Origin of the sequence: Mucilaginibacter sp. OK283 (genome assembly GCF_900110415.1) — a bacterium.
Lineage (GTDB): Bacteria > Bacteroidota > Bacteroidia > Sphingobacteriales > Sphingobacteriaceae > Mucilaginibacter.
This window is the reverse complement of record NZ_FODR01000005.1, coordinates 24,233-50,284: the sequence shown is the minus strand read 5'-3', so window position 1 is coordinate 50,284 and position 26,052 is coordinate 24,233. Positions and strand designations below refer to the sequence as shown.

16 protein-coding genes are annotated in these 26,052 nt (G+C 46.0%); 4 read left to right on the top strand and 12 right to left on the bottom strand.

Annotated elements, in window-relative coordinates:
* Positions 1-67: 67 nt before the first annotated feature.
* The gene (locus tag BMX56_RS13250; protein WP_090648209.1) at positions 68-3,346 is read left to right on the top strand and encodes a SusC/RagA family TonB-linked outer membrane protein; all 3,279 of its coding nucleotides are present in this window, start codon (positions 68-70) and stop codon (positions 3,344-3,346) included.
* A gap of 23 nt (positions 3,347-3,369) precedes the next feature.
* Positions 3,370-4,899 (top strand): RagB/SusD family nutrient uptake outer membrane protein, encoded by a 1,530-nt coding sequence (locus BMX56_RS13245; protein WP_090648199.1) that lies wholly within the window; start codon positions 3,370-3,372, stop codon positions 4,897-4,899.
* Between the two features lie 293 nt (positions 4,900-5,192).
* On the opposite strand, the gene BMX56_RS13240 is transcribed toward BMX56_RS13245, so the two are convergent.
* Positions 5,193-6,536 (bottom strand): IPT/TIG domain-containing protein, encoded by a 1,344-nt coding sequence (locus BMX56_RS13240; protein ID WP_090648188.1) that lies wholly within the window; start codon positions 6,534-6,536, stop codon positions 5,193-5,195.
* Positions 6,537-6,791: 255 nt separating this feature from the next.
* On the opposite strand from BMX56_RS13240, the gene BMX56_RS13235 reads away from it, so the two are divergent.
* Entirely contained in the window at positions 6,792-7,613 is an 822-nt protein-coding gene (locus BMX56_RS13235) for an alpha/beta fold hydrolase (protein ID WP_090648185.1), read from the top strand.
* 159 nt (positions 7,614-7,772) lie between these two features.
* Here the strand turns inward: BMX56_RS13235 and BMX56_RS13230 are convergent, their stop codons facing one another.
* The 9 genes from BMX56_RS13230 to BMX56_RS13200 form a co-directional block, all read right to left on the bottom strand.
* The gene (locus BMX56_RS13230; protein WP_090648180.1) at positions 7,773-8,558 is read right to left on the bottom strand and encodes a M15 family metallopeptidase; all 786 of its coding nucleotides are present in this window, start codon (positions 8,556-8,558) and stop codon (positions 7,773-7,775) included.
* A 201-nt stretch (positions 8,559-8,759) separates the two neighbouring features.
* Positions 8,760-9,203 (bottom strand): hypothetical protein, encoded by a 444-nt coding sequence (locus tag BMX56_RS13225; RefSeq protein WP_090648169.1) that lies wholly within the window; start codon positions 9,201-9,203, stop codon positions 8,760-8,762.
* A 152-nt stretch (positions 9,204-9,355) separates the two neighbouring features.
* The gene (locus BMX56_RS30515; protein WP_255369842.1) at positions 9,356-9,490 is read right to left on the bottom strand and encodes a hypothetical protein; all 135 of its coding nucleotides are present in this window, start codon (positions 9,488-9,490) and stop codon (positions 9,356-9,358) included.
* A 94-nt stretch (positions 9,491-9,584) separates the two neighbouring features.
* Entirely contained in the window at positions 9,585-10,616 is a 1,032-nt protein-coding gene (locus BMX56_RS13220; protein ID WP_255369841.1) for a LacI family DNA-binding transcriptional regulator, read from the bottom strand.
* Between the two features lie 256 nt (positions 10,617-10,872).
* Entirely contained in the window at positions 10,873-12,546 is a 1,674-nt protein-coding gene (locus BMX56_RS13215) for an RICIN domain-containing protein (RefSeq protein WP_177183801.1), read from the bottom strand.
* A gap of 500 nt (positions 12,547-13,046) precedes the next feature.
* Positions 13,047-13,628 (bottom strand): RNA polymerase sigma factor, encoded by a 582-nt coding sequence (locus BMX56_RS13210; protein WP_090648160.1) that lies wholly within the window; start codon positions 13,626-13,628, stop codon positions 13,047-13,049.
* Positions 13,629-14,004: 376 nt separating this feature from the next.
* Entirely contained in the window at positions 14,005-14,154 is a 150-nt protein-coding gene (locus tag BMX56_RS30165; RefSeq protein ID WP_177183800.1) for a hypothetical protein, read from the bottom strand.
* A 235-nt stretch (positions 14,155-14,389) separates the two neighbouring features.
* Positions 14,390-16,222 (bottom strand): RagB/SusD family nutrient uptake outer membrane protein, encoded by a 1,833-nt coding sequence (locus BMX56_RS13205; protein WP_090648153.1) that lies wholly within the window; start codon positions 16,220-16,222, stop codon positions 14,390-14,392.
* Between the two features lie 18 nt (positions 16,223-16,240).
* The gene (locus BMX56_RS13200) at positions 16,241-19,561 is read right to left on the bottom strand and encodes a SusC/RagA family TonB-linked outer membrane protein (RefSeq protein WP_090648149.1); all 3,321 of its coding nucleotides are present in this window, start codon (positions 19,559-19,561) and stop codon (positions 16,241-16,243) included.
* Positions 19,562-20,353: 792 nt separating this feature from the next.
* Between BMX56_RS13200 and BMX56_RS13195 the strand changes: the two genes are divergently transcribed.
* A complete protein-coding gene (locus BMX56_RS13195) occupies positions 20,354-20,779 on the top strand; it encodes a hypothetical protein (RefSeq protein ID WP_090648145.1) in 426 nt (141 codons plus the stop codon).
* Positions 20,780-21,136: 357 nt separating this feature from the next.
* On the opposite strand, the gene BMX56_RS13190 is transcribed toward BMX56_RS13195, so the two are convergent.
* Both BMX56_RS13190 and BMX56_RS13185 read right to left on the bottom strand, forming a co-directional pair.
* Positions 21,137-22,687, bottom strand: a complete 1,551-nt coding sequence (locus tag BMX56_RS13190) for a RagB/SusD family nutrient uptake outer membrane protein (protein WP_090648141.1) — start codon at positions 22,685-22,687, stop codon at positions 21,137-21,139.
* 20 nt (positions 22,688-22,707) lie between these two features.
* Entirely contained in the window at positions 22,708-25,752 is a 3,045-nt protein-coding gene (locus BMX56_RS13185) for a SusC/RagA family TonB-linked outer membrane protein (RefSeq protein WP_090648137.1), read from the bottom strand.
* Positions 25,753-26,052: the final 300 nt, after the last annotated feature.

Below are 26,052 nucleotides of genomic sequence, written 5' to 3'. Positions count from 1 at the left end.
TTGTCAAAAAACTAAAAAAGCGGTCGAAAGCTTTACTGTCATTTCCTAACAATCAACTTTTAAAAATATGAATAAAAAGATTATCCGTGATCTTTTTGGAAGGTTTTTGCTAAAACCTTTTACCTGCCTCATGATCATGGCAACCGCGTTTAACTCAAACGCTGCAACCCTTATTAAAATTGCCGCTAACCAGGCTATTCAAGTATCTGGTACCGTAACCGACGAAACCAACCAACCCCTGCCTGGCGTATCAGTAATGATCAAAAACACCAATAAAGGTACATCAACAGATGTGAGCGGAAAATATAGTATATCAGCAGAACCAGGTGCTGTGCTTGTTTTTAAATTTATTGGGTACCTGCCAAAGGAAATAACCGTTGGCGACCAGGCCAATATAAATATTAAACTGGTGCCACAGGCCAACATGCTTAACGAGGTTGTAGCCATTGGTTACCAAACTATCCGTAAAAGCGATGTTACCGGTTCGGTTGCCAGCGTAAAATCAAGCGATTTAAATCTTTCTTCTCCTTCACTGGGGCAGGCGCTTGTTGGCAAGGTATCGGGGGTGCAGGTATCGCAAACAGGCGGTGCGCCATATACCAGCCCAAAAATCAGGGTTAGGGGTATCGGCTCGTTCAATGCCAGTTCTGATCCTTTGTACGTTATCGACGGTTACCCATCAAATGACATCTACATTAACCCGGAAGACGTGGAAAGTATCGACGTATTAAAAGATGCTGCATCGGCCGCTATTTACGGTTCGCGCGCATCTGGCGGCGTGGTATTAATCACTACAAAAAAAGGTAAACAGGGCAAAGGCCGTTTTGAATACGATGTGCAAACCGGGATTGACCAGCTGGCCCACAAAGTAAAACTGCTGAATGCCGACCAGGCTGCACTTCTGGTAATAGATGGCCGTAACAACGCCTACCATGATCTTTGGGTAAACACCGGCCATACCTGGAATGATGCCATGTATTCTGACCCGAACGCAACCCGTGTAACCAATGTAGGTAACACCGGCAGCGTAAGTATCCCCGATGGCTTATATAATTTCGCTACGCAAACCCCTATTAAGCAAACCGTAAATACCGATTGGCAGGATGAGTTGTACCGCAATACTTTTATGCAAAAGCATACGCTGTCGTTTTCGGGCGCATCAAGTGATATCCGTTACTATGTGAGTGGTTCATACCAAAACCAGCCGGGTATTATTCAAAGTACCGGCCAGCAGCGCTATAACTTCCGCGCAAATATTGATGGCGATGTAAGCAAGCGCATCCACATTGCGGCCAATGTAGCTTACACCCAAAATACCAACCAGGAAACACAGGAAGGTCGTTTTGACCACAGCCCAATTCTTGGCGCGCTTATTTACATGCCTTACCTGCCCGCCTATAATGCCGATGGTTCATTAGCCACCAATGCCGAAGCCGCCGGTTCAACCCAGTATGGTTACCAGGGCATTGAAAACCCGGTGGCACTCGCCGAGCGTATTAAAATTAACAGGAAAGGCTACCGTGGCCATTACAACGCGGCCGCTACGTACCATATAACGAAAGATCTTGATTTTAAAACAAACCTGGGTACCGAAACCTATACCGAGAAGTATGATTATTATTATCCAACCACGTTAAGCAGTGGTGCTTTCCCTCCGGGATCACAACAATCAATTTTGGCCGCTAATGCGCAGGCTTCAAACCTGGTAACTGTTGACAGGCTTGCCGAGTTTACCTTAAATTACAACAAGCAAATTGGCAAGCACCATTTTGACGCCCTGGCTGGTTACACCGCGCAAATTACCTCTGCCGATTATATCAGCGTAAAAGCAAACGGCTTCCAAAATGATGCAATTCCCGAAATATCAAACAGGGGTGCCCTGGCAGCTAACTTTGCTTTAAACTCTGCTTATAAGAGTGAATATACGCTGTTGTCATACCTTGGGCGCGCTAACTATAACTACGCGGGTAAATACTTTTTAACCGCATCGTTCCGTGCCGATGGTTCATCACGTTTTGGGCCGGCCAATAAGTATGGCTACTTCCCATCGGTTGCTGCCGGCTGGAATTTGTCCGACGAAGATTTTTACCATAACTTCCTTGGCGATCAATCAACTGTTAAAATCCGCGCAAGCTGGGGCAAAAGCGGTAACTTCAATATCCCTAACTACGCCATACAACAAACATTGGCAACACCCACTGGCACCGTGCTTGATGGTAACAGCGCTGTAACAGCAACCTATCCGGGTGGGATTAAAGATAATACCTTAAGTTGGGAAACTACCTCGCAATATAACTTTGGTACCGATATCTCCCTGTTCAAAGGTCGCCTTTCAATTATTGCCAACTATTACCTGAGTTATTCATACAACCTGTTGTATAACCAGCCAATTTCGGCAATATCGGGCAGTACAACGATACTAACCAACCTGCGCGATTCCAAAATCCGTAACAGCGGTTTTGATTTCCAGGTAGACGGAAAGATCATTAACAATAAGGATTTCACTTTTGGTGCAAGCGGTAATATTTCATTAAACCGGAATAAAGTTGTTAAACTACCATCAAACAACACCCTGATCATAAACGGTGCCGAGCGATCATACCTTACCAGCATCACTACACAAGGGCAGCCAATTGGGATGTTTTATGGCTTTAAAGTTGGTGGTATAATTACTGCCGATAATTTAGGTAAAACCGCACCGTCTGCCTCACAAACCAACCCTGCTAAAATAGGCGACCTCTGGTTTGTTGATACCAATCATGATGGGATTGTAAACGATGCCGATAAAGGTATTATCGGTTCGCCATATGCCAAATTTACTTACGGTTTTGCCTTAAACAGTACTTATAAACATTTTGATTTAAGCGCTGCCTTCAACGGATCATACGGAAACCAGATCCTGGATGGACAGGACTATTACCTGTATAACGGCGAGGGATCGGGCAATCAATACGCCAACGTAGCCGACAGGTACAGGAATGCACAAAACCCGGGCGATGGCTCTTTTTACCGCGCTTCGCGTGCCGGTACGCAAAGTAACAGTACCCGTTTATCAACCTTTTACCTGCAAAGCGGCTCGTACCTGCGTTGTACCAACTTAACATTAGGTTATACCCTGCCGAGCTTTTTGCAAAACACTTTGGGCCTTACCAAGGCACGTGTTTTTGCAAGCGTAGTTAACGCGTTTACTATAACCAAATATAAAGGCTATAACCCCGATGTAGATTATAACTACTCTGGTGCCGCATCAAACAACACGCAGCCTGCCAACCTTGCGCCTGGTATCGATTATGGTACCTATCCGCTGGTTAGGTCATACAACTTAGGTGTAAACGTTACTTTTTGATAAATTTTTTAAGAGATATAAAAATGAATAAGAAATTTTTAGCCATCGCCTGCCTTGCTGCGGTTGTGGCCATAAGCCCGTCTTGTAAAAAAGACTTTTTAAATGAAAGCGACCCCAACGCGGTAACCGTTGACGCAAGCTACAAAACACCAAACGACGTGTTGCTGGCTGTAAACGGCATTTATCAATCAATGCGCAGCGGTAACAATGTTGGCGAGGGAAGTGATTTGTGGACAGATCAGCGTTCGGATGATACCGGCACTAACGATAACCAGTCAAACGCGGGCGAGCCGTTCCAGTTCAATAACTTTTCTATATTGCCAAGCAATACTTATTTAAAAGCCCACTGGGTATCACTGTATACCACTGTTAGCCGTGCCAATGTGGTGTTATCGCACATCGACCAGGTTAGCTTTCCGGATAATAACTTAAAGTTGAAGTATGCTGCCGAGGCCAAATTCTTGCGTGCATTTACTTATTTTGAACTGGTGCGCCTTTGGGGTGATGTACCTTTGGTAACCAAACAACTATCATCTGCCGCCGATGTGGCCGCCTCAACTTTCAGGGTAAAGCAGGATGCGGTTTACCAGCAAATAATAGCCGATTTAACAGACGTTGTTAACAGCCCGCTTCCAAATTTGCAGGCATCAACCGGCAGGGCATCAAAAGCAGCGGCTAATTTCCTGATGGGCCAGGCATACCTTACCATGGCTACTACTTTAGATCAGGCTAACCGAACCACTAATTTAAACAACGCCAAAACAGCCTTAATGGCTGCTTACAACATGCGTAATTTTGGCGCGCTAAACAGCATTCCTTACACCGATGTTTTTGATGTAAGCAAGAAAACAACCTGCCCGGAGCTGATCTTCCAGATTGTGAACATCCAGGGTGATCTTAACTACAGTTCAGCAATAGCTGCCAATTTCCAGGCGAAAGGCGAAACTATCAACTCGCAAAAACCATCATCTGGCGCGGGCTATAATGTCACCCACGATTTGATAAATGAGTACGAAACTAACGATCCACGAATGACCTTTTCTGTTAAATACGCTAACGACCCTATTGTTAAAGATTGGTTTGTTACCAAATTCAGGGATGTTAGTAACGCTGCCGGTGTTAATGGCTATGGTGGTAACGACTGGATTTTGATGCGCTATGCCGATGTAATCCTGTCGCTTGCCGAAGTAAACAACTATCTTGGTGATGCAGCAACTGCAACCGGATTCTTAGACCAGGTACGTACCCGCGCAGGCATGCCAACCTATGCTGTATCAATGACCAATAGCGATTATGCTTCAAGATACCCAACACTTAAGCTGGCTATTTTACATGAGCGCCGTGTTGAGCTGGCCTTTGAGCACCACCGCTGGTTTGATTTGCTGCGTACATTTACTACAGATGAGTTGGTGGCTTACTTTAAAGCCAAAAAACAAACCGACTTTGGTTTGGCCCAGGTAGCCAACTTTAGTACAAAAGACCGTTATTATCCTATTCCGTTTGATGAGTACAAACTTAACCCCGTTAAGATGTACCAAAATCCGGGTTATTAATAAAAATGAAAAGGAGGGGTAGGTAAGCCTCTCCTTTTTTGTTTTTCTGTTCTTCTTAATTTAATACCATGGCTCTTTAACATGTAGCAAAATGGAAATGAATAAGATGACAGGCTAATCACCCTCGGCGCACGCCCTGCGTAGTAGAGGTGAGTGACGGCGGACTTGTGACGTTCTTCAGAAAAACATGATGAGTGTCATTAAGCCTAAAACCTTTCGGTAAAGCTATGCCTTTTTTACCAGCTCTGTAATATGTTCCTTGCGATTCAGATACCCTGTATACTTTGTTTTAGTTATTCAAACACAGCCTTCTTTATTCTGTGATCCTGGTCAGCAATAAAGAGGTTACCAGATGCATCGAAAGCTATTGTAAACGGTGCATAAAAGGTTGCAACATCTGCCGGGCCGTCTACGGTTGGGTAGCCACTGTTCGGTCTGCCGGTTAAAGTGGTCACATAGGCCGAAGGGCTTATCATCCGGATCATCCAGTTGTCTGTATCTGCTACCATGAGATTGCCTGCTTTGTCAAAGGCGATACCTGTTGGAAAATAAAATGCAGCCTGCAGGCCCGGGCCGTTTCGCGCACCTTGCAGGTCGGTACCTGCAAAAAGGCTTACCGGGCCCGAAGGCAAAATTTTAATGATAGTATGGCCAGCGCTCATGTAAAACACTCCGTTTTTATCAATAGCAAGACCGGTTACTGCGTTTCCCGGAAACTTTGGCGGTAAGGTGGTAACCACGCCCTCCGAGGTTATTTTACGGAAGTTATTGTCGTCCAGCACATACAAGTTATTGTATTGATCAATGGTGATTGCATTTAATTGTCCTGAAAACCCGGCCGCCGGCCCCTTTCCATCGACAACAGGATTAGTAATGCTGCCAGCAAGGGTTGTTACGGTGCCGTCCGGGGCGATTTTCCTGATCAGGCGATTACCCAAGTCATTAACAAACACATTGCCTATACTGTCGGCTACGATACCAGAGGGCGTACTAAACGAAGCCAGTCGTCCTTTTCCATTAGCAAATCCAGCTTTACCACTGCCTGCTAAAGTAGTTACCACCGCATTTGCGGTGATTTTGCGGATGATATGGTCTGATGGATCGCTTATGTAAATATTCCCGAGCTTGTCGGCTGTGATACTTCTAAAGCCATGGAATGAAGCATTTGTTCCTGTCCCGTCAACCGATACGTCGCTGCTATTCCCTACAAAAGTGTATACATTAGTTATTGTATATTGATAAGTAAATACCGGCCCTGTTGCCTTTGAATTTTTTAACACTACAGCCACCACTCCTGTGCCTGCGCCCTTGGGTACTTTTACGGTAATGGCTGTGTCGGTTACTTTTAATATTTTTCCGGGCTTACCGTTAAAAGTAACCTTATTCTGCGTTGTGTCTTTGCCGAATCCGGTGCCTCTTATGGTCACAACGGCGTTGAACGGCCCTGAACTATTACTTAGGCTGGTTATAGCAAGTATTGATGGTATTACTGGTTTTTTATCTGGAGAAGAGGAATCGGCAGTGTTTTTTTTGCAGGATAAATAGCCGAATAAACAACATATGCCGAGTAAAAAAACGAATAGGTTTAAAACACATGTTCCTTTCAACCAATAACACCGACTTTTGGATAAGGCCATAATTATATATTTAAAGCAATAAATTTAGCTTATTTAATCACAATGTCATAGAAATGAAACGAACCTTAGATACTCAGATACAAATTTCCCCTCATAAGTCTGCCATCGCACATTTCCGGCACTCAAGCCTTACGCTAAATACAGGATGAATTTCGCACACAAATTTTCATTTCTTAATCTATATCAAGTGCAGCTAAACCCAAAAAGCTGCACATTTGTATCACAAAACAAATACATCACTTAAAAATTGAAAACATGAGCACTATCACCACAAAAGACGGAACCGAAATTTATTACAAAGACTGGGGTACAGGAAAACCACTGGTATTTCATCATGGCTGGCCACTATCTGGCGATGACTGGGATGCGCAGATGATGTTTTTCCTTAAAAAAGGCTACCGGGTGATTGCCCACGACCGCCGCGGTCACGGCAGATCTACCCAGGTTGCCGGCGGACACGATATGGACACCTATGCAGCCGATGTGGCCGCACTTACCGAGGCCCTTGATTTAAAAGATGCCGTACACATAGGCCATTCAACAGGTGGCGGCGAAGCTATCCATTATGCAGCCAACCTGGGCAAAGGCCGTGTGGCCAAAGTAGTACTCATCAGCGCGGTTACGCCACTGATGGTTCAAACTGACAGCAACCCCGACGGTGTTCCGATGGCAATATTTGATGAGATACGCCAGGGCACAGCTTTTAACCGCGCCCAATACTTTAAAGATTTTACCGTACCATTTTATGGCTATAACCGCGAAGGCGCCAATATAAAACCGGGCATACAAGACAACTGGTGGCGCCAGGGCATGATGGGCGGCGTAAAAGCACAGCACGACGGCATCAAAGCTTTCTCAGAAACAGATTTTACCGAAGACCTTAAAAGCGTAGACATCCCTGTTTTGGTGTTGCATGGCGAAGACGACCAGATTGTCCCCTTCCCTATTTCGGGTGCAAAGGCAGCTAAACTATTAAAAAACGGCACGTTGATTTCATATCCGGGTTTCCCTCACGGTATGCCGGCCACAGAAGCCGACACCATTAATAAAGACCTTTTGGCTTTTATTGAAGCTTAAGTACATTTTTGCTAAGCAAAAAAGCTGTCGCCGGTAAGCGACAGCTTTTTTATGCCTTCCCTTGAGCCAGGGTTTGTGCAGCAAAAATGAGCCGGCACAAGGCATGTACTAAAGGCAGTGGTTTAGGTTAAATACTGCCTTAAAAAGGCTAAAGAGCAATTACGGCAGGATACGGGCCACTTCAAAATGCATTCCGTCTGGTCTGGTAAAATGTCCTCCCCAATAAAAACCGTTGTCATTGGCTATGGTTACCAACTCCCTCACGCATCCTTTTTGGCCCACTAATGCAGGTTGCGAACCGAAGGCGTTCCATTTTGCATTGATATCAAACGCCGACCCAAATGCATGGTTACTTAAAGTTTTGGTGCTACCCCTAACGAACCTTGGGTTATATGATCCGTCCCAAATAAGGATCAGGTGGAGCAAACCTGCCCGTTCCCAATCTGCCCAGAGTTTCATGAGCTGTTTGGCCCCCAGTTGATGAAACTGGATATGCGAACCGCCGCTAATGTTTTTTAATTGCGGCACCGGCACCATAATAATATTATCCTTTGCCCAGTTATCCGTTACCCTGATATGTTCTTTGTCGCCCGGTTGCGGATCGGCCACAAATTTAAACTCACCAAAAACAGCCTGGCGCTCGGCATTGCTTACTAATGGCTTAAAATCGGGTTTTGGCGGCCAGTTGGCGCCTTCCTTGCCTGTCCTATCGTCCTGTACGCCGTTAAAACCCATCTGCATGGCTGCGCCGTAGGTTTTATTACCAACCACGCCATCAGGCTGCAGGCCTGCCATTTTTTGAAACGCGATGGTAGCAGCTAAAGTTAAAGGGCCGAAATCCCCGTCAGAAGGTTCATCTAATAAATCCTGGCCAATTAAAAAATCCTGCCAGTTTTCTACAGCCTGGCCTTTGCTGTTCAGTTTGATAAGAGGTAATGCGGGCATGTTAATCTGGTTTAAGGTTATGATGATATGTATTAAATGTTTTAATAAATATCAATAATATTTTCACCGGTTATGCCCGTTAAAATACGGTATTTACGTAGGTAGTTTTACGTAGTTTAAGACGGACTACCGGACAAAGAATTAACTTCGTTGCGGGCCTACGCCATTTTTAGCCAGGATCAAAGAATCTCGCATCTACCCTTAGTCAACCTTAGTCAAGGTAATAATTCCTGATCCGATAGGGGTAGGAGAATTTTTCCATATGCCGTGTAATTTGGTGGTTTTATCCCAAACGGCAATGGCAGTTTCGGTTATCCCGATATTGGAGGCAATTCCATAAACACATGTAAACGTACAGGTCAGGGTGTCGCCTTTTAATGTCCAGGTACCGGGGGCTAAATGTTGCTGTGCCTCGCCCTTGGTATCGGCAATCATGGTGCCGTCAGGCTTAATAATCAAGCTGAAATATTGCTCGCCAAGGTCGGGATGTGTATCAGTGGTATAAGTGCCAATCCACAGTCCCTTGATAGACGACGAACCTGGCGTTACATCGGCAAGGACATCTTTTTTACAACTTATTTGAAATAAGATGATCGACAGCGAGAAAACCGTTAAGGCAACCGCGCTCATTAAAATTTTTTTCATGATACTTTTTTTACGATAGTTCAGGCAGTAGGTTTAAGCTTAGGTTAAAGCTAACAGAAATCAGGAAAAAAAGCAAATCCCCGGCGGCTATGCCTGCAGTTTATAACTACTTTTTTGCCGCTGCCTATCGGGAGGACAAAACTCCCGGATGTTTAATTGCATCCGGGAGTTTTTTGTATACCCGGCAGTTCGCGTAAAGGATTGGCGTGGATACCGGTCAATGTGAATAAGGCCTGTGCAGTATGAACAAAAAGCCTGGCGCCGCTTCTATCGGCGGCGTACGCCATGGTTTAAGTTAAAATTCAAAAGTCAAAAGTCAAAAAAAATGCCTGTTAACGCGGTAAGGGATTTGGTAACGACGGGCATTTTCTCCTGCCAATGCTATTTAACGAGTGCCGGCACCTCATTCACCGTCGATTCCCTGGCTATTAATGTGGTTTTTAAAACCACCCGCTCAAAACCGGCCGGGGTGTTTGCTTGCAGGCGGTTAAGCATTATTTGGGTTACCTGCTCCCCTATTTGTTTCACAGGCTGGGCAACAGCCGAAATGGACGGGCTGAATAATTCGAAATTGGTGTTATCATCAAAAACAACAATGCCTATATCTTCGGCAACCCGCAGCCCAAGCTGCCTGATGGCTTCTATGCCACTCAGGGCAAGGTAGTTGGTGGAAAAAAAAACCGCATCGATAGTTTTTTGGCCCGCTAAAAACTTCCTGATAACCTCGACACATTTTGGCTTTTCCAGGTCGTAGGGAATTTGTTTAATCTTTTTAGCCAGTCCCGCATCATCTATCGCCTTTAAATAGCCGTTGGTGCGCTCTTCCATCTGGTTTTGCCTTGATAACAGGGTAACCATGGCAATATTTTTAAACTGCCGGGCCACCAGGTGTTCTACAGCCTGCAAAGCGCCGTCGAAATTATCAATCAGCACCTTATCGCAGTTAAGGCCGGGCAGGTCGCGGTCAAATACAACAACGGGAAAGCCATCGGTTATCAGTTCCTGGATGTAATTTTCTATCCCGGGCGGCGGCGCAATAATATAGCCATCTACGTTATGGTTACGAAAAGCCTGCAACAGGTCGATAGCCTGTACGGTATCGTTTTCGGTACTGCCATAAATAACCCGGTAACCCGACGAGAGGGCCGACCGTTCAACAACGCGGGCGATTGAAGAAAAAAACGGGTCCGAAATATCCTCAACAAGCATCCCGATTGTTTTGCTTTTGCCGGTACTAAGCCCCACGGCAATGCGGCTTGGCTGGTAGCCTACCTTTTCAACATACTTTAATATTTTATTTTCCAGCTTAATACTAATGCCGTGCTGCCGGGCTTTACCGTTCAAAACAAATGAAATGGTTGATTTTGACACCTGCAATTGTTCGGCAATATCTTTTATAACTAATTTTTTCATCAGGTTTAATAGCAGGTTACAATGGTTAATCGGTTTAAAAGTTAAACTACCTGATGCAATGACAACCAACCACGGTTTTAATACTCAATAAATAATGCTTAAAGTCTGAAGTCCTAAGCCAGAAGCCCTAAGTTAAAAAAAGGGCAAACCCTGCTTCAGACTTAGAACTTGAGACTCAGAACTTCAGACACTCATTCACCCACCACTCACCACTCATCCACTCACTTCTCACCACTCACTACTCACCACTCACCACTCACGGCACAATAGACCACTGCTGGTTAAGACTGCTGTTGCTGCCCCAAAACTGCATAATGGAGCCATTGGCGGTACCGCCGCCGGTATCAAGGCATTTGCCGTTGGTACGGTTTACAACTTTGTAGTATGACCCTACCGGTACAATTACCCATTGCTGGTTTGGCGACGTACCGCTTGACCATTGGGTAACATTTGAGCCATCGGCAGTATTGGCATTGCTATCCAAACATTTACTGCTGGATACGCAGGTAAGCTTGTAATATCCGCCGCTATAGGATAGCGCCCATTTTTGATTACCGGAAGTGCTGCTGGCCCACTGCCCTACATTTGCAGCATTGGTGGTGGCGCCCAGGTTATCCAGGTATTTGCCGCTTGCCCGGTTCAGGAGGTGATAGGTACCATTGGCGATGGGCTGTGTGGTTGTTGTAAAAGTAAGGGTGCCAAACCCCAGCTGATCGTAGCCGCCGCTTGTGCTGCCATAATCGCCGCCCCCGCCTTCGGGCCTCATGTTGGTGGCATACTGGGCACTATAGGTGGCCGTAACCCCGGCTACATTGGCAAAATGGTTATAAATCAACTCCCACGACGGCCGGATATTGCCCCTCCCCGACTCGGAAATTACCGTTTGCGAATTTGCCGCGCAGGTAGTGCCACTGCCCCAGTTGTAGGTTGTAAACGGCACGGTATTGCCCAGGTTATAGCTGGCTGTATATTCGCTTACCGCCAGTGTCTTGTTGCTTTCGTAACCAAACAGGTCATCGCCCTGGTTAAAGGCCATTTGGCAAAACGGGCCAAGCAGGGCAATATCAAGGCACTGGTGGCCCTGGTCGCGGCCACTTTCCTGGCCCTGGCCAAGGCCGCCTGTGTATAAGAAAGGTACTGCATGATCAATAGCGCCATTGCCTGCACCGGTTTTAAAATAAGTAACGGCCTCATTGTACTTGGCGGCATCATCGCACAGGATGCCGATAGACAAGATGGAGGCCATGCTGCAAAGGTCCCAGTTTGCCCAGTAATTGGTAATGCATGCACCGTTATGCCTCACCAGGAAATCGTGGTTCATGGGGTAAAACACCGTAAGCATCATGGTTTGAAACCGGGTAAAATCGGCCGCCGCCCACCCGCTGTATGAGCGCATAATTTCAGCGGCGTTGGCAAACTCATAGCCATAAATACCCGCGGCCAGCCACCTATCGGCACTGCCCGATATGGCCTTGAGCGTAGATGACCAGGCATTCATAATAGCCACGGCATTATTGCCGCAGGCCACATCGCCGTTAATTTTCCAACGCAGGGCATTTTGATACGCTGCCGCTACATCATTGTATAGTTTAGAATAATTTTCGGGCGAGCCGGACCCCCTGTATACTGTATCTACCGGCCCTTTCATCACATAAGTTGATGAGGAGTGCGAGTTTGCGGTAAGCTTGTTCCAGCCCGAAAGCCAGGGTTCGGTACCCGCCGACACCATGGTTTGCATGCGGATAAAATCGGCCTCGGTGTGCAGCAGGCCCGGATGAACAAAAGGGCTGATGGCAGCTACCTTTAATTTTGACGATTTCCCGGTTTTAACACTGTCTGCAATAGTTGCGGCAGGATTTGCTGATTTCCTGCAGCTCCAGAAAGGAAGCAGGCAAAAAAAACAAAACAGTAATAGCAATTTTGATCTCATAATAAATGGTTAAGTATTATTGGTTTAATTAATTGCATGTAAGCACCAGCTGCCATAGCACAGCTTAACTGTGTTGTTGCACAATTAAATACTTCCTGCAAACAGGGCAGGCTTCGGTTTATAATGGCAGATGGTTAGTAACTGATTACAAATCTCTGTTATATAAACTTCTGCGGAAGGGGGATGATTAACCAAAAAGAGGTTGCAGATTAATCAATAGTTAAGTTTAAAGGGGGATAAAATGAAAATCGCAGCGCTGCGGATAAATGAGTTCCTGGTACATGTATGGTATCCTGCGGAAACGAAAAAGCAAAAGAATAAGCGTTCCCCTCGCCTTCACCGTCCCCTCAGGATTTCTCGGTAGAGGGCCCTGAGGTACCCGATCATCTTACATCAACGTGGCTTCAGGATTATGACCGGCTTTGTACAACCGCTAGGTCCTTTTTCAAAGAGACCCCGTGGGGACAGGAACTTGCAGTTATCGCACCTAACGGCAGCGTTTAAACTGCTACACGACAGGATTGTACCCGCTTATCATACACCAGGTTATTGCGCAGCTGCTGCATAGCCCGGTGTATGTGGTTTACTACCGATTGGTAATTTATACCGGTTACTTCGGCTATCTGTTCGTAGGTCCAGCCGTCAAAATATTTTAAAAACACCATTTCTTTTTGCCTTTTGGGCAAAGCATTCAGGGCAAGGGCGAGCAGCCTGTTAAATTCAAGGTCATTTTCGCTGTTCACCCAAATTTCTTCCTGGGAAAAAGCAAGATCAATTTCGCGCTGATCGTCGGTTATTGGTAAATGGTTCTTTTGACGCTTAAAATAATTGAGTGCGAGAGATCGCGCCGCCTTAAAAAAGTACACCTTCACATTATGTATGGGGCCAAGCCTTTCCTTACGTTCCCACATTTTTATAAACAGTTCCTGCAGCAGGTCTTCTGATACAATTTCGTCGCGGGTAATTTTCAGCAGGTAATGATAAAGCAGCGGGTACAACTCATGGTGAATAGCCCCGAATTCACTGACATCCCCTTGCCGGGTTTTTTCCCAACGTATTGCTAACTGGTCATTCTTGTTCATAAAAATGCTTGGTTATAATTGATATTAGTTCCTGCAACTCCCGGAAAACGGCCATATAAAATCAGGCTGAAAAAAAAATAGGCCCGGGCATTTTTCGATTGTCGGATAATTGGTTTACAGTAGCTAATATGAGTGGATTTTGGGCGATAGAAAGGCTATAAAATAACCAATCGACATACGTAAACCAGCCAAAAAAGCCTAAAAAACCGGTTTAGAAGCATTTTTTTGATATCAGGGGTACAATTCAGCCTTAACTTAGCGCACAAGGCAATCAGCGGCCTTGTTATGATAATTGGCAAAGCATCAAACTATTGGGGAAGGGCATGGAGAGGCGCAGACTATGGGGCAGCGGATGGCATATAAAATCAGGAGCAGCTCAGGGCTTCCCTTTTGGTGCAGGCGGATCTTTTTTTTGTTTAAGCAAGGGTAAAATTGACTCCCAGTGCCGCTTAATCCGGAGCTGGCTAACCTCGGGTTTCCTGATATGGAAAGCTGGTTCAAATTCGTCAGATTTCTTTTTCTCCATCTTAAAATATTTTTAGGCCCCTAAATAGCTTACCCGGAAACCGGGTTTAACCTTTATTATTCTATGGTGTTTGTTTTTAATATCGGCCTGTACAAAACTTACGCTAATATCCTGATATTCTGTTTAATAAATAGTATCATCCATTAAATTAATTAACCGGTTTTATATAATCACAGTAAACCTGCATCACCTGTCATTAAAAAAAAATTGCGGGGGCAGGGCCCCCGCAACTCAGTTACCAACCCGGATTTTGGGTTAGTTGGGGGTTTAACGTAATTTGTTGGGATGGAAGGGGGTATAAATAATTTTTTTCGGCAAATAACCTGGCCGTTTGATCGATGATCAGGTTGCCATTGGCGTCTTTGGCGTTTGTGGGTACTGGTTTTACAGCATCAGGGCCTAATTGTGCCTGGGTGCCTGTGTATTTATATGATACCGGCCATGGGCTTACAAAACCTGCAGCATTGTCATAAGCGGTACCGCCTATGTTGGTTACCAGGTCCGTTGTGCCGCTGTGCCAGCGCTTAATATCGTCAAACCTAAAATCTTCGTCATAAAGTTCTATCGTACGCTCTCTTCTTATTTCGGTACGCATATCCAGGTTATTGGCATTTACCAGGGCGTTGCTAAGCCCCGGCATGCCGTTGGTGGAGTTGCAGCGCAGGCGGACAAGGTTTACAGATTTGTTGAGGTCAGCATCAGAAATCATTCCGTTTCGCTCATATACCGCTTCGGCATAGTTAAGCAATACTTCGGCGTAGCGGATTACCGGGTAATCTTCCGATTCCTGACCATCTACCAATTGTCTTTCTGATATCCATTTTTGATTGCCATAGCCGTAAGGTTTTGCCGGCCCCAGCGAATTTGCCCTGTCGGCCGCATCTCCGGTCCAGTTAACGCGACCATTTATGCTGTACCAGTAGTACTGGTAAGTAATTTTAATGGTGTATTTTAAACGGTTATCGCGGTTCTGGAATTCTGATAAATAGGTTTGAAAGCCGCCAAATTGCGGCGATTTTTCAACCGGCAGGCCATCGTTACACAAAAACATATTTACAAATTTTTGCCCCACACCGGTTGCCGTACTGCTACGGCTCACAAATACGTTAATCGGCTTCAGCACGTCATCGTACCTGGTCGAAAGTATGTATTCATGGTTAGCGGTTTTGGTTATACCGGCCGGGTTTGATTTGATGTTTTCAAGTATAAATAAATATTTCAGGCAGGAGTCGCCCAGTATGGTGCTGTTGCCGCCAAGCGCGTTTGAAGCTGCAGTGCCAAACAATGCATACTGGTTACTGGCCATAACGGCGGTGCTTGCTGCTATAGATTTATCAAGCAAGGCATTATACCGTGCCGCATCGCCCGACCTGAATTTTTGCCAAGTACCTTCATAAAGTGCAACGCGACTTAAAAATGCCTGGGCTGCCATCTGGGTTACACGGCCAAAATTTGCCGAGTTGGCCGGTAGCGAAACCGGTAGGTCGGGTATGGCGGCCTGCAGGTCGGCTATAATCAAATCGGCTATCTGATCGCGGGTGGCCCTGGCGCCAAACAACTCTGGCGAGGTAAGGTCAAGCGGTTTGGTAATCAGTGGCACACCACCATATTGCTGCAAAAGATCAAAATAGATATAGGCGCGGAAGAATTTTGCTTCAGCCACATATTGGGCTATTTCGGCTGGCCTTGGGTATGATGCGGCCTTATCCAGCAGGTAATTGGTAGCCCTTATCCGGCCATAGTCTACGTTCCAGTTTCCGGCATTTCCAAAATTTGCTTCGGTAACCGGTACAATGTTGGTTCCCGAGCCGTACACGCCACCGCCGCCAAACAGGTCCGATCGTCCGTCGGAATGTGGGTTGTCAGACAAGCCATTAATGGTGGTAAAGTTTTTAAGATAACCGTAATACTGGTTGGCAAAAGTTTTATAATCTGTTGGTGATTTAAAGTAGGCCGCATCTGATAATTGGTCAAGCGGCTTTAAGTTGAGCGTTTTATTACATGACATTATAGTAAAGCCAAAGGCAACCCCTATAACCGACATGAACTTGATATATTTCGTCTTCATTTGATATCGTTTTTTAAATTAAAAAGTCACGTTTACGCCAAGGGTGATGTAACGGTAAAAGGGGTACCTTTCGTTACCGGCCACTGTCCGGGTAACTTCAGGGTCCCAGCCGTCATGTATATAGGTTTTTTCCCACAGGTCGCTGCCCGAAAAATAAATCCGGAGCCCTTTTATGGCATGTGTGTGTGCAAGCAGGCTTTTAGGTATGGTGTAGCCAAGCACCACGTTTTTAAGCCGTACATAAGCGCCGTTTTGCACACGCCAGGTTGATGGCTGATAATTATAGTTGTTGATACCGTTGTTTTGTGCCGAATGCAGGTTTGGATAATAAGCGTCCGGATTTTCGGGAGACCATACATTGCCCAAATATGACGTTGTTTGACCCTGGAAAATAGACAGGAAAGGCACGCTGAAATTTGCTGTTGACCCGGTACGCAATACAGCCCGTTTGCCAACTCCCTGGAAAATGGAGTAAAAATCAAAACCATTCCACTGCAAGCCAAGGTTAAGCCCGTAACTGTACCTCGGGTTATCCGATCCCAGGTAAACAAGGTCGCCCTTATCGGCTGTAGTGCCGCCTATACTCAATTTACCATCGCCGTTAACATCTACAAACTTATTATCGCCGGGGCGCAGGCCACTCATCTGGCCGGCCGGATTGGCAAGCGCCGATGGTATGGGAAGGCCAACGTTATTAGTGCTTCCGGCAGGCGCGTATTGGGCGTTATAAGCATCAACTTCGGCCTGGGTTTGAAGCTTGCCTCCATATTTTAGGCCGAAGTACGATCCAAGGGGATACCCTTCTACTGTGTAGTTATATCCCGGGCCAATAACATTTGCCCCGCCATAATGCACCAGCTTATTTTGATTATCAGTAATTGTACCGCTAACCGAGTAGGTTAATTTACCAATGTTTGACCGCCAGGTAAGGCTGCCCTCATAACCCCAGGTATGTAAGGTTCCTATGTTTTGCGCCGGTGCGCCGGCTCCAAGTACACCCGGGTATAGCTGGCCAAGCAGCATATTATTGTTTTCATTTCTGTAGATGTCAAAAGAGCCCGAAAGGTGGTCGTTTAAAATGCCGAAATCCAATGCCAGGTTCTTTTTAACAACGGTTTCCCAGGTCCTGTTAAGGGAAACCAGGTTTCCTGTGGTGGTTACAGAGGTAGCCAGGTTATTGCCGAGTAATGCGCCGCCACTGTTTACATTAAGCGACTGTAAGTAATCATACAAACCTATGCCGCTCTGGCTGCCGGTGGTTCCGTAACTTACCCGCAGTTTAAGGGTAGTGAAGATGTTCAGGTTTTTAACAAACGACTCTTCGGATATAAGCCATGAACCCAGTACCGAACCAAATATCTTCCACCTTTTATCAGCGATAAATTTTGATGAGCCGTCATAACGGCCCTGTACCTCCAGGTTATATTTGCTGTTGTAGGTATATGTTGCACGGCCAAAATACGATCCCAGGGCATAATGATTCTGGGTTTCGCCATTGGTTACAAAGCCGGCAGTACCGCTGGTAACACCGGTTCCTAACGACGGGATATCATCGCTGCCCAGGTTGTAAGTACGCGTGGTAAAATAATTATACTCATCGCGCTCATAGGAGCTTCCGAGCATTACCCCTACTGCATGAACCTTGTTAAACACGTTATCGTACGATACCCTGCCTGCAAGGTTATAATAAGGCTCGGTGATATTGCTGCGGTTATAAAATGTACTGTTGCCGCCGCTGCCGCCTGCTATAGGGTTGGTTTGTATCAACAGGTTACCGGCATAGTTGTAAAACTGTACCTGCTTTTGCTGTATCCTGCTGTCCTGGTACCATACATGATAGCCGGTTACCGCGGTAAATGTAAGGTGTTTTGCAAAATTGTAAGTAAAAGTTGAATTTAACAGGGCCCTGCTGTTCGACTCTTTGTTATCGCCACCATATTTAAGCAATGCAGGGGCGCTGTAAACCGTTCCCCAGGCATAGGGCTGCCCTTTTGAAGTAAACGCAGGCAAGCCAGGCTGGCCGTAGTTGCTTAGTGCGCTGTAGCCCCCGTAGCTATATAGTGTGGGCTGCTGTATATTATTCCTTTCAAGGGATATGTTGGTTTCCAGGTTTACCCTGTCGCTAAACTTATAGCTATGGTTTAAACGCAGGTTATAACGCTGGTTTCCGTTTAATCCCCATTTTAACTGGCTTCCATCGTTAAGGTAGCCCAAAGATACGCGGTAGCCGCCACGATCGCCTGAACCCGAAAAGCTCAGGTCCTGCTGGGTTGATGTGGCATTTCCCCATAACATTTTTTGCATGTTGGTATCAAAAAAGGTAAAGTCCTTAACATCGCCAAACGATGGCAGCGGCGTGCCGTTATATAAAACACCATTGGCTGATCCGGCGTAGCCTGGTAATTTGGTAATATCGATGTACAGGGAATCAGGCGGATGGGTGGCCAGGTCGGCCAGTTGGTACCAAAGATAGTTGGTAGGGGCCACGCCATAGTTATCGTTAGTTAAGGCCTCTTTTAAACTTTGGCCCCACTGCCGGTTATTGATCAAAATAGGCTGAAGGCCAAGTCGCTTTTGCGATATGGTAGAAAGATATTGAACATCCATTTTGCCGGCCTTTGCTTTTTTGGTGGTGATAAGCACTACGCCAAAAGCCGCGCGTGCACCGTAAATAGATGCGGCGGCATCTTTCAGGAAAGATATATTATCAATATCATTCGGGTTGATGGAGTTCAGTTCGGCATTGTTAACCAGCGCTACACCATCCAGCACAATAAGCGGATCCTGCGTGTTGGTTGATGTGGCCCCGCGGATCTGGAAGTTCCAGTTTTCCCGGCCCGGCTGGGCAGACGTGCGGGTAACCACAACACCCGGAACCTGGCCCTGCAATGATTCAAGCGGGTTGTTTATAGGCCCCCTGTCCTGGAAAACCTTTGAGGATACGGTTGCAACGGCTCCGGAAACGGTAGCACGTTTTTGTTGGCCGTACCCTACCACAACCACCTCTTCCAGGCCTTTGTTTGATGGCTCCAGTTTAATGATCATTGGCTTATCAAAATCGGCTGCCACGGTAACTGATGTATAGCCAATGCTCTTGAACTGCAGCGATGCATTAGCGGGCACTACAATTTTAAAAGTTCCGTTCAAATCGGCGGCTACCCCATTTGATGTACCTACGGCCAGTACGGTTGCGCCTATGACGGCTTCGCCGGTGCCGGCGTCGATAATTTTACCGGTAACGGCCTTGTTTTGGGCCGATGCTGTCGCCCAGCAGGCAATTAACACGAGTACAGCAAACAGCCGTAGTACATGGTGTTTTGTTTGGTAAAAAACATTCATAAAGTGTTGGTTTTATTGTTCATAATTTTGATTTAATGCTGGCTTTAGGCCATTTAATCCATTGGTTTATTTTTATTGCCCGGCTATTAATTAGTATAGTAAAGACATTGAAATACCGGTTGGATACTCATTTTGCCGCCATTTTTTTGATTATAGTATAAATTTTATCGCAATGCCGGGGAGCGTTAAGGATGGGGTGGCCACGAGTAAAAAAAGCTAACAGTATCATTTGGATCCGGGCACATCACGTGGGCAAAGGAAAATTGGGGAAGTTCTGAAACGGGGATTGACGACATAAAATGGCTGTCATCGTGAGCTTGTTGAACATAGCAGGCAGAGGCCTCACCCGCGGGTCTTCAACAGGCTACCCATCACATGTTCAATTCCCCTGTCATCCTGAGGCACGAAGGATCTATCAGCTATGCATGACCGATGGAAAAGTTCGCGAATAGCTGCTTCGTACCTCAGCATGACAGTCTTTTATTTTTGAATATCATTCCCACCTTCAGAATCCGCAAAATTTCCCAAGTCAGGGTGACAGGCCGCGCACTTCGAAAACACAACATGTAATGGGTAGCGGAACCATAGCGGGCAAAGGCCTCTCCGCGCACATCTTCTACAGGTTCAGACCGACAGGCGCACAATTAAAATCCGGCGCGTCGGCGGTAGACTACCGCTGACAGACAAATTGTTAATAACTTTCTATAAAACAATCGTTTGCGCCATTTTTGGCTAAGAGGTGCAACAACAGCAGCATCATTTATTTTAGCTAAAATTTAAAAAAATAACCATATGAAAAAATTCTTCAGCCTTACTGCTGTTGCAGCAGTATTTTGTTTATCGCTTGCAACATCGTTGCATGCCAGTACCGTTGTGCCTAAAGCACATAAACCGCACAAAGCGAAAGTTGCCTTTAAAAAACCCTACGCAACTTTTCCGACAGGCTATACCTGGACTATCGGTTATGATTCCAGCAACCCCTGGGTTTCACTCAACTGGTCGCTGGTTGACAACCCATTTCTTGGGCCTGTACCGTTTACATTTAAAGGCAACACACAAAGTGTCGACCCTCATACAAGTTCATATATTTTATGGATTGGCAGCGCATATACATTGCTACCTAATCAAACCTACACGATGAATATCGGCGGGGTAAATTATTATTTTCATTTGCCCAGCAGCGGATCTGGCCAGTGCATTATTACCGGCCATAGTTAATACCGGGGAATTGTTTTAAAGCAATTCTTTAGATGTAATTTCCCGGCAAAATGGCGTTTATCGTATGGCGGAGACGACTCACCCCGACGAGGCTTCGCCCGTCGCCCCTCTCTCCGGCTGAAGCCGCATAGAGGGGCAAAAGAATAGAGCTTCAACCCTCTTTGCGGCTTCAACCGGAGAGAGGGTGGCCCAGCGCAGCGTCGGCCGGGTGAGTCTTAGTCAGCGTTCAAAGCCAATGTTTGGATAATACCGAAACACGTCATGCTGAGTTAATACACCCAGTAATAAAAAAAGCGGGGTTACCTTTATTGGCGGCCCCGCTTTTTTATTGGATATTAATGTTTTACATCCTAACTTTTACCATGCGCTATTCTGGGTAAGCACACCGTTTGATGAGGTTATAAAAGTTTGCGGTATTGGGAAATGGCTAAACTTGGTGTAGTTAAAGTTTGTTCTTCCATAAACGTTCTTCAGCAGGTTTTCGGTGTAACCCGTTCCGCTGCTTCCGTTTGCGGCGGCTACTTTATTGTAACGTACCAAATCATACCACCTGTTAAATTCCAGCGCCAGCTCAATACGCCGTTCATGCCAGATTGCTAAACGCAGGGCTGTTTTATCGGTTGTTATAATTTGAGGCAGTATCCCGGCGCCGCCGTTATCGCCGGCAGCTATCGATGCGGCAAAGGTTTTATTACCGCGGGCCCGGTACCTTATCATTTCTAAATATTTCAGCGCATCGGCAGTGTTACCCAATTCGTTGCTTGCTTCTGCATCTATTAAAATAATATCGGCATAGCGCAGGTACATCGGATTAACACTTTGAAAATTAAAGTTTCCGGCATTCCAATAGGCAAAAGGCCATATTACTTTTTTATTAGCGTAATCGGTATTTGACGGGAAAACCACAGGCTGGTTGTTATTGTAGCCGGGGATAATATCCGTCCGGGTAAAAAACGTGGCGGCAAAACGCGGATCGCCGCTTTCGTAATTGCTGGCCAGGTTTGGCGATGGATATATAGCACCATTTGCACCCAACGAAGGCAAACCCTGGTATTGCAGGTAAGGTGCATACTGACGGCCCGCAGGCAACGACGCGTTATAAATCAGGCCGCCCGGCATCATGTTTTCAGATGAGTACAAGTGGTCGGGGCTGAATAAATTCCGGTAATCGTTATACAGGCTGTATTCGCCGCCGTTTATAACCATCTCTGCATAAGTTTTGGCATTGGCGTAGTCCTGATCATACAGGTACACTTTGGCCAATAAACCTTGCGCCGTACCTTTGGTAACACGGCCCAGGTTGGCAGTTCCCCATTGTGAACGGGTGGGCAAATGAGCTATGGCATATTTTAAATCGGATATCACCAGTTTAATAATATCGGCATGCGAGCTTTTTGGAATGTTGTACTCCGCAGGGGTTACCGGGTCGTGATCACGTAAAGGGGCATCGCCAAAAACATTGGTTAAATCAAAATTGTAATACGCGCGGAAATATTTAGCCTGCGCCTCATACAACTCGGCCGAATAGCGGGCGGCAAATGTAGGCGTACGGTCAATAACCACATTACAATAGTGAATATTTTCATACGCCCTGCCCCAATACCTTTCAATCATATAGTTATCGGCTAAAAAACTATAATTCTGGAATACGCTAAAATCGGCGTTGGTGCCTACTATAAAATCATCACCGCACATCTCTTTGGTTGAATACTGGTGCTGGCCTATCCTGAATTCGCGCCAGGCAATTGAGCCGTACAGCCGGTTAACAGCCAACCCAAGCGTAGTTGTATCTGAAGAGAAGGTAGCGCTGGAAAGCACTCCTAAAGGCTGCTTATCAAGAAAGCTTTTTTTGCACGACCATAAAGCCAGCAGGTTGAGCAGCATTAATATCTTTACTATATTTTTCATAATTCAAATTCTGAAAGCTTTTAAAAATTTAAGTTTATACCCAGCCTTGCAGTTCCCGAAACAGGATACGTGCGGAAGTCGTCGCCGATGGTTGATACTCCGTAAGCGTTGGATACCTCGGGCGAAAACCCTTTGTATTTTGTGATATAAAAAGGATTGGTTGCATTAACGTATATCCGCAGGCTTGAAATGCCCAGCTTGCTTACTACCGCTTTACCAAACGTATACCCTAATTCCATGTACCGCGCTTTAATGTAAGTACCATCGAAAATGTTGAAATCAGACGATTGTGTTGTTGAAGTATTTACGGCATAACGGGGAATGCTGGTATTGGTATGTGTCGGGGTCCAGGAGTCAAGCCACTCTACATTAAGGTTAGAAAGGCCCGAGCTTACAAACTGGTTACGCGAATCGTTATAAATCTTCCCGCCAAAGCTACCCATCATATCTATGGCGATATCAAACCCTTTGTAGGCAGCTGTTATTGAAATACCGCCAACAAATTTTGCATAGGGCGAGCCGATATCTGTTTTGTCGTTGCCATCAATAAAGCCATCGCCATTGATATCTTTAAATAGCAAGTCGCCCGGTTTAAGGCCCGACCAGTATTGTTTGCCGGCGACACCACTTTTGGTAGTCGCATCGGCATTTAACTGATCAATTTGCGCCTGGCTTTGAACTATCCCTGCCGATTTATATCCGTAAAAATCGCCAATTGGAAAGCCCTGTTTAGATATGTGGGTAGATGGCACCATAAAATCTGAAGCGTAGGATGTTAACCCTTTAAAATCAAGAATTTTATTTTTGTTGGCGCTTCCGGTAACTGTTACACCATATTTAAACTGGCCAACCCTGTCGTTCCAGCTTGCCTGGAACTCAAAGCCGCTGTTGCGTACTGTTCCGGCATTTGAGTAAGCAGCGCTTGTTCCTGTAGAGCCGCCGGGGATGGGTAACACCAGGAGCAGGTTTTTGGTATCGCGCCTGTAGTAATCGGCTTCAATCCGCAGGCGGTCGTTAAGCGTGGTAAACTCCAAACCAAGATCGGATTGTTGTGAAACTTCCCAGGTAATATCGCGGTTGGCAGCGGCAATTATGGTTGCCATTGGATAAAATACCCCGTTAAAAACGCCATCGTAGGTTGTTTCCTGGTTAAGTGTGCTATAGGTTTGATAGTTGGCAATTTTATTGCTTCCTGTTTGCCCCCAACTGCCGCGGAGTTTAAGATTGCTGATCCAGGTTACGTTTTCCATGAATTTTTCCTGGGATACCCGCCAGCCCAATGCTACCGAAGGGAAATATCCCCACCTGTTGCCATCAGCAAATTTTGAAGAACCATCACTCCTGAATGAAGCCGTTAGCAGGTAACGGTCCATGTAGCTATAATTTGCCCTGAAAAGATAGGACAGGATTGATTCGCTTGAAGGCAATGCGCCTAATGAATTGATGCTGGTGGTTGGATACACCTGTATGTAGCGGTAATTGGGGTCGGTTGTGGTCAGCGGTCCGCTGGCGGTTACGTCAACACCGCCGTAGTTGGTATTTTGCGCTGTGTAGCCACCCAATAAATTAATATGGTGTTTGCCAATTTGTTTGTTATAAGTAAGGGTATTTTCCCATAACCACGATGACACGGTAGTATACCCGTTTTCGATAGTGGTTTGGTTTGCTTGATTTGCCCCCAAATTGTAAGATGGCGTATACTTGTTTATTTTGTTTTGTGTATAATCTACCCCGTAACTGCTGCGAAATACCAGGCCATCAAGCAAATTGTAGTTCAGATAACCGTTGCCTACAAATTGCAGGGGATGTACTTTGTTATCTTTATGATAATACAACTCGGCAAAGGGGTTTACAATATCAATATCCTGGCCTTTTGAAAAAGACCCATCGGGGTTATAAACCGGTAACAACGGCGAGATGCGGGAAATAGAGTTTATTCCGCGACCGGTGTTTGAAACACCATCGCCATTATAGTTGCTGCTGGCCAGTGAAAGGTTGTGCCCTATAGATAACCTGTTGCTTAATTTATACCCGTTATCGGCCCGCAGGGTAAGGCGGTTATAATCGGTGTATTTTAAAACACCTTCTTCTTTGTGGTAGCTGGCGCTGATATTATAATTTACATTTTCGTTACCGCCGCCTACCGAAAGGCCATAATCGCTCACCATTCCTTTTTGGGTTACCTCTTTAATCCAATCGGTACCGGCACCAATGGTATCCAGGTTATTATAAACCGGGGATGCGCCGGCATTGGTTTTAAACAGGTTTACCAGTTGCGCGTACTCTTTACCGTTGGCAACATCGTATTTACGTGTCAGAAACTGGAAGCCATGAGAGGTAGTAAAGTTAATGACCGGTTTACCTGTTTTGCCTTTTTTGGTAGTAACCAGGATAACACCGTTTGCGCCGCGCGAGCCGTAGATGGCGGTAGACGAGGCGTCCTTTAATATTTCCATTGATTCTATATCGCCCGGGGCCAGGAAAGTAATGTTGGCCACCATCATACCATCAACAACATAAAGCGGGCTTGCATCGCCGTTGGTACCTAAGCCCCTGATAAATACAGATGGGGCCGTGCCCGGGCCGCCCTGGTTTAGTATTTGTACGCCCGGCGCCTTGCCTTGTAAAGCTTCGGCAGCATTGCTACCGCCAATTTTGGTAATATCAGCCGCCTTAATGCTGGTTACCGAGCCTGTAAGGTCTGATTTACGCTGAACGCCGTACCCTACCACAACCACTTCATCAAGGGTTTTACCGGCCGATGCCATTTTAACCACCATAGGGCCGCTAAAATCAGCCGCCATATTAACGGCGGCATAACCCATGCTCTGGAACCTTAAAATTGCCTTTTGGGGTACGCTGATAGTAAATTTGCCATCGGCATCGGTAGCAACACCGTTTGCTGTGCCTGTAACCATTACCGATACGCCAACCAGTGGGGTCCCGTTCCCGGCGTCGACAACTTTACCAGAAACCGGCTTGTCCTGGGCGCTGGCAAGCGCGGTAAAAAAACACAAAAAAATGATGGTTAGCAGCCATCGGATACGGAAAGTAAAATCTCTCATAATTTTGGATTTAAAAGTTTAAATAATTGGATTTCGGTCCGGCCAAATTGGGTGCTGACAGGATTTCGAGTGCTAATCTCGATTGAAAACCGCTCTTTTGGAGGCGGCTAAACGGCCAAACAACGGCGGTAGATTTGCATATTTAAGCTCAAAAAGGGCTATAAAACGCCAATTAAAGCAATTGGCGGGATTGTCGCCGTTTTACCGGGCGCGGCAAAAAACATTTTAAATAAAAACCCGGCCAGGAAGCAGTTCCTAAACCGGGTTAGATTGAAATACAGGCGCTTTGTACATTGGGCC

Bases quoted from the DNA above. Each gene is read 5' to 3' on its own strand.
- BMX56_RS13250 (WP_090648209.1), top strand. From the start codon at position 68: ATGAATAAAAAGATTATCCGTGATCTTTTTGGAAGGTTTTTGCTAAAA.
- BMX56_RS13245 (WP_090648199.1), top strand. From the start codon at position 3,370: ATGAATAAGAAATTTTTAGCCATCGCCTGCCTTGCTGCGGTTGTGGCC.
- BMX56_RS13240 (WP_090648188.1), bottom strand. From the start codon at position 6,536: ATGGCCTTATCCAAAAGTCGGTGTTATTGGTTGAAAGGAACATGTGTT.
- BMX56_RS13235 (WP_090648185.1), top strand. From the start codon at position 6,792: ATGAGCACTATCACCACAAAAGACGGAACCGAAATTTATTACAAAGAC.
- BMX56_RS13230 (WP_090648180.1), bottom strand. From the start codon at position 8,558: ATGCCCGCATTACCTCTTATCAAACTGAACAGCAAAGGCCAGGCTGTA.
- BMX56_RS13225 (WP_090648169.1), bottom strand. From the start codon at position 9,203: ATGAAAAAAATTTTAATGAGCGCGGTTGCCTTAACGGTTTTCTCGCTG.
- BMX56_RS30515 (WP_255369842.1), bottom strand. From the start codon at position 9,490: ATGGCGTACGCCGCCGATAGAAGCGGCGCCAGGCTTTTTGTTCATACT.
- BMX56_RS13220 (WP_255369841.1), bottom strand. From the start codon at position 10,616: ATGAAAAAATTAGTTATAAAAGATATTGCCGAACAATTGCAGGTGTCA.
- BMX56_RS13215 (WP_177183801.1), bottom strand. From the start codon at position 12,546: ATGAGATCAAAATTGCTATTACTGTTTTGTTTTTTTTGCCTGCTTCCT.
- BMX56_RS13210 (WP_090648160.1), bottom strand. From the start codon at position 13,628: ATGAACAAGAATGACCAGTTAGCAATACGTTGGGAAAAAACCCGGCAA.
- BMX56_RS30165 (WP_177183800.1), bottom strand. From the start codon at position 14,154: ATGGAGAAAAAGAAATCTGACGAATTTGAACCAGCTTTCCATATCAGG.
- BMX56_RS13205 (WP_090648153.1), bottom strand. From the start codon at position 16,222: ATGAAGACGAAATATATCAAGTTCATGTCGGTTATAGGGGTTGCCTTT.
- BMX56_RS13200 (WP_090648149.1), bottom strand. From the start codon at position 19,561: ATGAATGTTTTTTACCAAACAAAACACCATGTACTACGGCTGTTTGCT.
- BMX56_RS13195 (WP_090648145.1), top strand. From the start codon at position 20,354: ATGAAAAAATTCTTCAGCCTTACTGCTGTTGCAGCAGTATTTTGTTTA.
- BMX56_RS13190 (WP_090648141.1), bottom strand. From the start codon at position 22,687: ATGAAAAATATAGTAAAGATATTAATGCTGCTCAACCTGCTGGCTTTA.
- BMX56_RS13185 (WP_090648137.1), bottom strand. From the start codon at position 25,752: ATGAGAGATTTTACTTTCCGTATCCGATGGCTGCTAACCATCATTTTT.